The organism is Vibrio mexicanus, from assembly GCF_001012815.1.
Classification (GTDB): Bacteria; Pseudomonadota; Gammaproteobacteria; order Enterobacterales; family Vibrionaceae; genus Vibrio; species Vibrio mexicanus.
In genome coordinates this window covers 46,787-58,064 of sequence record NZ_JYJP01000015.1, presented here as the reverse complement: position 1 = coordinate 58,064, position 11,278 = coordinate 46,787, and the positions used below count along the sequence as shown (strand labels likewise).

The window sequence follows — 11,278 nt, the reverse complement described above, 5'->3', positions numbered from 1 at the left end:
AAAGCAATCTTTTTCAAATAAAAAGCCAGCACTTAGTGCTGGCTTTGCTGTATTACAAGCAATTAATTAGGAAGTGAAACTGCTTCCATTTTAATTTCAGCACCCCATGAAGGTTCATTCCTCTCACTTTTGACCATACCGCGATTAACCAGCCAATTGAGACGCGTATCTACAGGTTGGTCATCTGCATTTGTAAAGCGAGTTTCACTGTATACTTTACACGCGTACATAAGTTCACCTGCTATTTCAACTTTATCTTTTCCTAAGAATGTTGAAACTGAATCAAACTCTGAATATGGGAAAGCTTCTGTAATAGTTTCCAACGAAATCTCTTCAGTAGCAGTGCGAATCCCCTCAGTGACAATTAGGTCCCCAAATTCATTTTCAACAGCATAGGAGCCTAAACGAGCATTGGTCACAGTATCAAACTCAACAGGAACACCTAGCATGTCGCCTTCTCCCTCGATGACTGTCGCCAGAGTTGCACGAGCAAAACCCCACCCCTCAAAAACCCCATCGACATAAACTTCCGCTTCGTTTCCGAAGTAATAGTCATCATTAGAATATTCATATTCTGTTGTTATTACGTCTCGTTCGTCGTTCATAAAAGTAATCTGGGTTTTCGTCAACTCACCGGCATAATCTGATATCCAGCTAGGCATCCCTGTTACTAAAGTAACATCTGTCAACCATGAAAAAGTATTACCTAAATGTTTAAACTCCCACACATAGTCGACAAACTCGCCATCTTCGATCCATGGAACCGAACGCTCGACTTCATACACGTTAGTATCTCCGACCTGCTTCTCATAATCCGCGTCTGGTAGCTCAGCTAAACATGCATCTAGGTTTATTGGTTGAGAGTAATTGTTTAAGATAAACTCAGCTGTACTTGAATCAAAGATATACTCTTCTTCACCCTCTTCATTTTGCCATTCCCATACCAAGCGTACAAAGCCTTCATATTCAGAGAAATACGCAATACCGTCTTGCGGATTGAACTCACTCCAAGACAACGGGGATATTATCGATTGAGGAATCGTAAGTTTACGTACGACAACGCCATTCACAGTTATATCCTGCCAAGTACCTGTCTCATCTAGAGCTGACACAGGCTCCCCTTCTATCCAAGGTTGCGAATATAGTTTAGCAACCCCGTTAGCCAGCACTTCTACTTGCACGCCATAGTCATTATTCCCGCCAACCCAAATCAATGAAGATTGATCAGTACTAATCATGTCGCCTAAACTTGTTAACCACTCATCATTAACTAAAAATCCATTACAACTTTGATTCAATCCGTCATATCGTGAAGTATCCTCCCAATCTTCGCACCAGCCATCCAAAGTAAATGAAAAGTTTGTGTCATTAACGTCTTCAAAACTTACTTTATAAGCGATTGTGTCGTTGGGAAATATTAAATCTTGTGGTACAACATCAGCCCAAGCACCATCCCCCCTGTTTTTGCCAATACCGCAGCAACATTCAAACCACTTACATCGACTTGCGTTGCCGAGCCCGTTTCATTCAGCTCTGGCGTCGCCATGACTAGCTCGATGGAGTTGTCTTCATTAATGGTTATTGATTCGATAGTATCATCTTCTAACGCCCACCCTGCTGATGTCAGTATGACTTGACGGTTCCCTTGTGACGAATCAAACTCGACAAACTCACCTTCTGAATAATCAAACTCATACTCAGTATCGGTTAAAGAGTCGTCATCATTGAGTTTCAGTTTTCCGTATTCTAGAGTGCGTGGGGCTGCGTCTGACGATTCACTCCAGAACCAATTGATACCATCGGAAGCAACCAGCGCACCGAGATCGCCTTCAACCGCAGACTGAGCGGCTTCGTTCTCCTCTACTTTATCTTCAAGGTTATCAACATCAAGATCGATCATGTCGTCATCGATATCATTTGCTATCTGGGAAGGGTCGAAATCGCCGTTGTCTTCGTTTGCTGCAACCTGCTCAACGATAGTCTCGAGTACATTTAAGACTTCTTCAACAATCAAACTAGTCAGCTGATCGACTGAAATGCCTGCTCCTGATGCAGCGGATTCTAAGGCGTCAGTGTTATCAGCCAAAATGCTCGCCGTAACCTGCGCAATTTTATGCAGACTTTGGAACTCTTCATCCCCCGCCTCTCCTGCAGCTACATAGTCTTCGGTAAGGTCTAAATCTGTTCCTAATTTTGCTTTAACTGTTGCAGTCGCTTCTTCGGCGGTACTGCCTTTCTCAATTTCGTTTTGAACAAGCGTGGTAATTGGACTAATAAAGTCAGAACCCGGAGGTGCAGTCAAGGTATACGCTTTGGTTAAAGGAACACCAGGGTTATCATCATCGATAGTCTGGTTTTTAATGATCTCAATAAGGATGACGCCCTGATCAATTTGAGCTTGGGTTAAACCAGTGATTGTAAACTCACCGTCTTCGCCGGTAACCGCTGAAGGTTCATCCGCGCCACATTGTTTGTCGTTGTTTAAATCTAAACATGCATTTGCACCAATCAAATAGCCATCTGCAGCTCTTGCAGTAAGAGAATTGCTACTACTTGAATCACTCCCTGAGCTGCCTGAGCTGCCTGAGCTGCCTGAGCTGCCTGATGATGAACTATCATCATCGCCTCCACATGCAGCAAGCGATAATGCAATAGCGATAGCCATTAACGAACGTTGTGTATTCATCCTAATCAGTCTCCGTCCCTTTAACCTGTTCAAAGTTCATTCACAAAGTGAATAAACCCCTCAATAAAAAGCAAACTTCTCGATTATTTGCGAATAAAGCCTAACAAAAATAAGTTGATTGAATATGAAACCATGATTAATTTGTGATCATTATTTAATCAAATAAATAAGAATTGTAAATAAATATGATCTCCATCGACAGCAGAGAAGCACAACCAAGCGCATAAAGATTTTATTGAGACCACGTCACTATCGTTAGATTACACAGGCACCCTTGCTTTGGTGTAAACTAAACAAAATTGAACAATCTGGCGCAACGAATGGAAGCAGAACTGCTTGAAATACAGAACTTCTTAGCTCAACACTCTCCTTTTAACGAGTTACCTGAAGAAGTGCTCGAACACATCACTCGTCGTGTAGAAATCTCTTACTATCGTCAAGACACGCCCATTATCCATTTTGGTGACGAAATAAACGACCTGTACATGGTCAGGAGCGGTGTCGTTGAGCTATTCCGCCGCAAAGGCGAACTCTACCATCGACTTGACGAAGGCGACCTCTTTGGACAAATGGGGCTTCTCACCAACAATAAGGTGCGCTTTCCAGCAAAAGCCGTTGAAGACACTCTGGTTTACTGCATTCCTGCTGACATATTCCAACAACTTTATGATGAGCACGATTCGTTTGCGGATTTTGTTGAGGTAGAAGATAACGCTCGGCTCCGCCAAGCTATTTCGAGCACCAATGAACAAAATGATTTGACAACCTCTAAGGTCAAAACCTTGCTACACCGCGAACCCCTCAGCGTGGTTCGCACTGAATCTATTCAAAATACCGCGATAAAGATGGCCGAAGAAGGTGTTTCTTCGATTCTCGTGATCGACCCTGATGTACAGGACGATGAAGACGATGAGGAAGACCGAAACCCGGTTATCGGTATCATTACCGACAGAGATTTATGTACTCGCGTGCTAGCTGAAGGGCTGGATCCTTCTGAGCAAGTGTCATTAGTCATGACAACCGATGTGATATCTCTTGACCATAATGCTTATGTGTATGAAGCGATGCTGACCATGCTTCGCTACAATGTCCATCACCTACCGGTACTAAAGAATAAAAAACCTATAGGCATCATCGAAACAACCGATATTGTCCGCTATGAATCTCAAAACTCACTGCTGCTAGTAAGCAGTATCTTCCAACAGCAAACAGTGGAAGAGCTGGAGACGTTATCAGAGCAGGTCAAAGACAGCTTTGTGCGACTAGTGAACGAAGATGCGAACTCGCACATGGTAGGCAGCGCAATGTCGGTGATTGGCCGAAGCTTCAAGCAACGCATTATTGAACTTGCCGAAGAAGAGCTTGGCACTCCGCCTATCCCATACTGTTTTCTTGCACTGGGCTCTATGGGACGTGATGAACAACTACTCGTCACAGACCAAGATAACGCCATCATTCTTGATGACAGCTACGTCGCTGAAAAGCACAACGCTTACTTTGAATCCTTGGCTAAGTTTGTTTGTGATGCCTAAATAGATGTGGGTACACCTATTGTACAGGTGACATCATGGCGACTAACCCAGATTGGCGCATGACAAGAAGGGAATGGGAAGCGTGTTTTGCCAATTGGATTGACGATCCAAACCCAAAAGCTCTACTTAATGCATCCATATTTTTTGACCTTGATGGTGTATACGGAAAACTAAAGTGGGCAGAACAGCTTAATGGCTTTATCGTTCGACGAGCGAGAAAGAATAATCGCTTCCTCGCTTGTTTGGCTAGAAATGCGCTTAACCGCACTCCTCCACTAGGTTTCTTCAAAGATTTCGTTATGGAAAAAGATGGTCGCCATAACAATAGTATCAACCTTAAGCGACGAGGCACCGCCCCGCTTGCCGATTTGATTCGTGTCCATGCTTTGGCCGTAGGTTCAAGGTCTCAGAACTCATTTGAACGCTTAGATGACATTTTAGACGCTGGCATTTTACCAAAAGGCCGCGCTCAAGATTTACGTGATGCAATGGAGTTTATCTCTATGGTTCGAATTCGACATCAAGCACTCGATGTGGAGCAAATGATTGAACCAGATAACAACATTGAGCCCGAGAACTTATCCGACTTTGAGCGACGCAACCTAAAAGATGCATTTCAGATTTTGAGTAACGCCCAAAACTTCTTGAAGTTCCGCTATCAAGCAAGCAATAATTTTAAGTAGGTCGCTATGATTCAATCTCTATTAAAGCCACCTAAAATTGATTGGAAGAGCAAGTTCAGCCAACGATTAGAAACGGCCGCTGACCAAAGCCTAATTGACTACTATTCCGCAGAAATTCCTCTCGCCAACACCCCTCTTAGTGAGGTGACATTTTTGGCAATGGACTTTGAAACCACAGGGTTAGACCCAGACAAAGATGGAATCATCACTATAGGTGTTGTTCCTTTTACGCTGAATCGAATCTTTATCAATCAAGCCAAGCATTGGATCGTTCGGCCGAAACAAAAACTTGAAGAAGAATCCGTAGTGATTCATGGCATTACCCACAGTGATATTCTTGATGCGCCTGATTTTTCTGAGATTTATCATGAAATTCTTCAGTCAATGGAAGGCCGTATCATGGTCGTTCATTATCGGAAGATTGAACGAATGTTTTTCAACGTCGCCCTCAAAGAGCGTATTAAGGAAGGAATAGAGTTTCCTCTGCTCGATACGCTGGAAATTGAAAATCAAGTTCAGCAACGTGCGACGGGGGGCTTTGGAATCGGTTAAAGGGAAAAAAACCAGGCTCACTTCGATTAGGCAATCGCGCACAAGATACGGACTTCCGGCCTACACCCCTCATCATGCGCTAACCGATGCCATTGCCACCGCTGAACTTTTGCAGGCACAGATAGCCCATCATTTTGACGACAAACAGCCAATCAGCGATTTTTGGTTGTAACTTGTCAATTTCAAGTGCAAAAAAGCGGAGCCTATTTGGCTCCGCTTTTTTTATTCATCATGTCTTGTTGGTTACTTACGAGGTTCCGTTCGCATCCCCATCAGTAAGCTAACACACATCAGTAGCAGCACAATCACAAATGGTAATGCTGTTGAGATAGCCCCTGCTTGAAGAGCTTGCACCGCTTCCGCGCCACCAACCCAAAGCAATGCAACAGCAATAGCACCTTCCATAAACGCCCAGAAACAACGTTGAAGAACGGGTGCATCAACCTTACCACCAGCAGTGATGCTGTCGATAACCAGTGAACCTGAATCCGATGATGTAATGAAGAACACTAAAACCAGCACTACAGCGATGATAGACAACATAGAACCCCAAGGCAGAACATCGAACATCTGGAACATTGCCAATGAGACATCAGTCAACCCTTCTGCTCCTAGCTGACCGACATTATTTATCACTTGATCAATTGCCATTCCACCAAATACAGACATCCAGATTATTGTCACGGCTGTCGGTACCAGCAGTACCGCTGTCAGAAACTCACGAACGGTTCTACCCTTTGACACACGTGCGATAAACATACCAACAAACGGCGACCAAGATACCCACCAAGCCCAATAAAACACCGTCCAACCTTGGAACCAAGCTTCGTCGGTCCGGCCATGGGGGTTACTCAATGGGATGAAGTTTTCTACGTAGCCATCAATGTTGTAGGGATTGTTCCGAGTGATACGGCCCAACCGATCAGGCCAACAAGAATCAGCAACAAGAAGGCGATGATCATGTTGATATTACTGATGACTTTTACACCACCATCAATACCACGCAATACCGAAACAACAGCAAGTAGCGTTACCACGGTAATAACAACAATTTGTAGCCCCATCCCGGCATCTAATCCAAACACATGATGGATACCGCTAGCGGCTTGTTGTGCGCCTAAGCCAAGCGATGTTGCAAGGCCGAAGAGCGTTGCCAATACAGCCAAGATATCAACAATGTGGCCGGGCCAACCCCACGCTCGATCACCCAGTATTGGATAGAAGATAGAACGAATGGATAGTGGCAGACCTTTGTTGTACGCAAAAAATGCCAACGAAAGCGCGACAACGCCGTAAATAGCCCAAGGGTGCAGACCCCAGTGATACATTGTTGCCCCTAATGCAAGCTTCGCGGCTTCCGGTGTGTTGGCTTCAACACCTAATGGAGTTTCATACCACCCCGTAAAATAAGCAACAGGCTCAGCAACACTCCAGAACATCAAGCCGATGCCCATACCCGCAGCAAATAACATCGAGAACCAAGAAAGGTAAGAGTAATCGGCAGTCGCATCTTGTCCGCCTAAGCGGATTTTTCCAAATGGCGAGACGATTAGCGCCAAACAGAAAACAACAAAAATGTTGCCGGACCATATGAATAGCCAGTCAAAGGCACCTATGATTTTCCACTTAACTCCATCCAATGCTGCTTTCGCTGTCCCAGCATCGAGGATAAGTACTGCCACTAGAAATAGCGCAATAAGACCAGCACTTACTCCAAATACTGGGTTATGAACATCAAAACCCCACTTTTGTACATTATCTTGGCCAACCGTATAGTCAGTGCTGTCGATACTGTACTTATCAATACCTTTAGTCATGATTCCTCTCTGTTTTTAGAAGCACAAAGTACAAACAAAAATGTTAGATTTATACTAAGGCTCTTTTCTTTCAACCTTGTTATTGTACTAGAGTTACATTGTTCTTCCAGTAAACGGCTGAAATGCATTCAATTTCCTCTCTTTTTGCTTCTGTTTGCTCATAAATAAACCAGAGCCAAAATAAAATAGCATCAGGATCTTTAATTCACTTTCAGTGTTACGTCATCAAAGGTTGAATTGCAGGTACAAAAAAACCGAGCATAAGCTCGGCTTTTCAAAGGCTCATTAAGGCTGAAGTTTACTCTTCGGCATCGCCTTCTTGTGGTGCTGCAGCATCTTCTTGAATCGCGTTTGCTTCGGGCTCTTGACCTTCTTGCTCACCTTCTTCAAGTTCCACTTCTTCCACTTCATCGATACGTTGTAGGCCAACCACTGATTCATCTTCAGCTGTACGGATAAGTGTTACACCTTGAGTGTTACGACCGACTTGACTAACTTCCGAAACACGGGTACGAACAAGTGTACCAGCGTCGGTGATCATCATCATCTCGTCGCCTTCTTCTACTTGCACCGCACCAACAACTGGGCCGTTACGCTCAGAGACCTTGATTGACACAACACCTTGTGTCGCGCGGCCTTTCGTTGGGTACTCCGCAAGTTCAGTACGCTTACCGTAACCGTTTTGAGTCACAGTTAAGATATCGCCTTCGTTCGCTGGAACAATCAGAGATACCACTTGATCGTCATCTGCTAACTTCATGCCGCGAACACCCGCCGCGGTACGACCCATTGCACGTACTTTGTCTTCGCTGAAACGAACGACTTTACCTGCTTTCGAGAACAGCATGATGTCGCTGTCGCCGTTCGTGATATCCACACCAATCAGTGAATCATCATCACGCAAGTTAACAGCGATTAGGCCGTTAGCACGCACGTTAGCGAACTGATCAAGTGAAGTCTTCTTAACCGTACCATCGCCAGTCGCCATGAAGATGAACTTCTCTGGCTGAATTCTGATACCGGTAGAATAGCCGTAATACGCTCATTGTCTTCCAAAGGAAGAATATTTACGATTGGCTTACCACGAGCCGTGCGGCTTGCCAGTGGCAATTGGTATACTTTCAGACGGTAAGTCTTACCGCGAGTCGAGAAACATAAGATGTTATCATGAGTATTCGCAACAAGCAGACGCTCGATGTAATCCTCTTCCTTCATCTTAGTTGCGCTCTTACCTTTACCACCACGACGCTGAGCTTCGTAGTCGCTCAGTAGCTGGTATTTCACGTAGCCTTCGTGAGAAAGTGTTACCACAACATCTTCACGAGCAATGAGCTCTTCCATGTCGATATCGTGGCTAGCCGCTGTGATTTCAGTACGACGTACATCGCCAAAGCCATCACGAACCGCTTCAAGCTCTTCACGGATCACTTCCATCAAGCGCTCTGTGCTCGCAAGGATGTGCATCAATTCTGCAATTTCTTCTAGAAGTGCTTTGTACTCATCTAGAATCTTCTCGTGCTCTAGACCTGTTAACTTGTGCAGGCGAAGGTCAAGAATAGCTTGTGCTTGTTGCTCAGTCAGGAAGTACTGACCATCACGAATACCGTATTGCTCTTCTAGCCAATCTGGGCGAGCAGCATCAGTACCGGCACGCTCAAGCATTGCAGCGACATTGCCAAGGTCCCAACCGCGAGCGACAAGGCCAGCTTTTGCTTCTGCTGGTGTCGGGGCGTTACGGATCAAATCGATGATTTCATCGATATTCGCAAGTGCTAGCGCTAAACCTTCTAGGATATGAGCGCGGTCACGAGCTTTACGCAGCTCGTAGATAGTACGACGAGTAACAACTTCACGACGGTGATCCACGAAGCACTTCAACATGTCTTTCAAGTTGAATAGCTGTGGCTGACCGTTGTTCAGCGCAACCATGTTGATACCGAAAGTCGTTTGTAGCTGAGTTTGCGCGTACAAGTTGTTCAGAACAACTTCACCCACTGCATCTCGCTTACATTCAATCACAATGCGCATACCGTCTTTATCTGACTCGTCACGCAGTGCACTAATGCCTTCCACTTTCTTATCTTTAACAAGCTCAGCAATCTTCTCGATTAGACGAGCTTTGTTAACTTGGTATGGGATTTCCGTAACAATAATGGTCTCTTTGCCATTCTTGTCTGCTTCTATATCCGCTTTAGAGCGCATGTAGATCTTACCGCGACCTGTCTTATAAGCATCAACGATGCCCTTACGACCACTAATTAAAGCCGCTGTCGGGAAATCAGGACCAGGAATGTAGTCCATCAGCTCATCAATCGTGATCTCTTCATTATTGATGTATGCCAAGCAACCATCGATTACTTCCGTCAAGTTATGCGGAGGAATGTTAGTTGCCATACCTACCGCGATACCAGAGGCACCGTTTACCAATAGGTTAGGAATCTTTGTAGGAAGAACTGCTGGGATCTGCTCAGTACCATCATAGTTTGGTACGTAGTCCACTGTCTCTTTGTCTAGGTCGGCTAGAAGCTCGTGGGCAATTTTTGCCATGCGAACTTCGGTATAACGCATTGCCGCCGCTGAGTCGCCATCGATCGAGCCAAAGTTACCTTGACCATCGACTAGCATGTAGCGAAGTGAAAACGGCTGTGCCATACGAACAATAGTATCGTATACCGCGCTATCACCATGTGGGTGATATTTACCGATTACGTCACCTACCACACGGGCAGATTTTTTATATGGTTTATTCCAATCGTTGCCTAGTACATTCATCGCGAATAAAACGCGGCGGTGTACAGGTTTTAGGCCATCACGCACATCTGGAAGAGCACGACCCACGATAACTGACATCGCGTAGTCTAGGTATGAACCTCTAAGCTCATCTTCAATGTTTACGGGCGTGATCTCTTTAGCTAGATCGCTCATAGAGCCATTATCCCTCTATAGTTTGATCGTATGTTTGATACGTACAAGGTCGAAAAATATAACACACTATTGCAAGGTTCGGCATTACTTTCCCTCTCCTTTTATCAGGTTGTGAGCTTGGTTGTGAATCAAGTGCCGAGAATTTGCACACTTGAATCATATCCAACTGAAAAAAGGTTACTTTTTAAGCATCTATACTCAAAGTTATCTGTGCTTGATGAAAGGCCAATGAAAAAGGTTATAATGCCCAACAATCAAGGAATCAGTTTTATACGAGTTGAGCGGTATGTCTAAAGCACAAAATGTCGACCCAAATGAAATCAAAAAATTCGAGGATATGGCTTCTCGATGGTGGGATTTAGAGGGTGAGTTCAAACCTTTGCACCAAATTAACCCATTGCGCCTCAACTACGTTCTAGACAACGCTCAGGGCCTGTTTGGTAAAGAAGTGCTTGATGTTGGCTGCGGTGGTGGAATACTGGCAGAAAGCATGGCCAAAGAAGGGGCAGTGGTAACCGGTTTAGACATGGGTAAAGAGCCACTAGAAGTTGCTCGTCTGCATGCTTTAGAAACCGGCACTAAACTAACCTATATCCAAAGTACAATCGAAGATCATGCTGCAGAAAATGCAGGCAAGTATGACGTCGTGACCTGTATGGAGATGCTGGAACACGTTCCAGATCCCCTATCCGTTATTAAATCTTGTGCTTCGCTAGTTAAGCCAGGTGGCCATGTTTTCTTTTCTACGCTCAATCGTAACTTCAAATCCTACTTATTTGCGATTGTCGGTGCAGAGAAGCTTCTAAAGATTGTTCCAGAAGGCACTCATGATCATGAGAAGTTCATCCGCCCATCAGAATTGCTTAAAATGGTAGACAAAACTGACCTGCGTGAACTCGGTATCACAGGCCTGCATTACAACCCACTCACAGACAGCTACCGCCTTGGTCGCAATGTCGACGTTAATTACATCGTACATACGCAACTTGTCTAGTTTGCAAACTATTTGATTTAAGAAACGGCAATTAGAAAATTGCCGTTTTTTTCATTTCAAACGTGCGCTAGATTCCATTTTAATCGCTT

3 protein-coding genes and 4 pseudogenes are annotated in these 11,278 nt (G+C 44.6%); 3 read left to right on the top strand and 4 right to left on the bottom strand.

The window, feature by feature from the left end:
• Positions 1-62 precede the first annotated feature (62 nt).
• Positions 63-1,238 carry a hypothetical protein gene (locus UA76_RS23285; RefSeq protein ID WP_052771907.1) on the bottom strand — a complete coding sequence of 392 codons (1,176 nt, stop codon included), beginning with the start codon at positions 1,236-1,238 and terminating at the stop codon, positions 63-65.
• 179 nt (positions 1,239-1,417) lie between these two features.
• Positions 1,418-2,686, bottom strand: a complete 1,269-nt coding sequence (locus tag UA76_RS23280) for a hypothetical protein (RefSeq protein ID WP_047042562.1) — start codon at positions 2,684-2,686, stop codon at positions 1,418-1,420.
• A 320-nt stretch (positions 2,687-3,006) separates the two neighbouring features.
• Between UA76_RS23280 and UA76_RS02180 the strand changes: the two are divergent.
• Together UA76_RS02180 and UA76_RS02175 are read left to right on the top strand one after the other, a co-directional pair.
• Positions 3,007-4,901, top strand: a pseudogene (locus UA76_RS02180) (DUF294 nucleotidyltransferase-like domain-containing protein).
• Positions 4,902-4,910: 9 nt separating this feature from the next.
• A pseudogene (locus UA76_RS02175) lies at positions 4,911-5,625 on the top strand (3'-5' exonuclease).
• Between the two features lie 71 nt (positions 5,626-5,696).
• On the opposite strand, the pseudogene UA76_RS02170 reads toward UA76_RS02175, so the two are convergent.
• Both UA76_RS02170 and gyrA read right to left on the bottom strand, forming a co-directional pair.
• A pseudogene (locus UA76_RS02170) lies at positions 5,697-7,270 on the bottom strand (BCCT family transporter).
• Between the two features lie 298 nt (positions 7,271-7,568).
• Positions 7,569-10,195 (bottom strand): annotated as a pseudogene (gyrA, locus tag UA76_RS02165) (DNA topoisomerase (ATP-hydrolyzing) subunit A).
• A gap of 286 nt (positions 10,196-10,481) precedes the next feature.
• On the opposite strand from gyrA, the gene ubiG reads away from it, so the two are divergent.
• Positions 10,482-11,189 (top strand): bifunctional 2-polyprenyl-6-hydroxyphenol methylase/3-demethylubiquinol 3-O-methyltransferase UbiG, encoded by a 708-nt coding sequence (ubiG, locus tag UA76_RS02155; RefSeq protein ID WP_047042558.1) that lies wholly within the window; start codon positions 10,482-10,484, stop codon positions 11,187-11,189.
• Positions 11,190-11,278 lie beyond the last annotated feature (89 nt).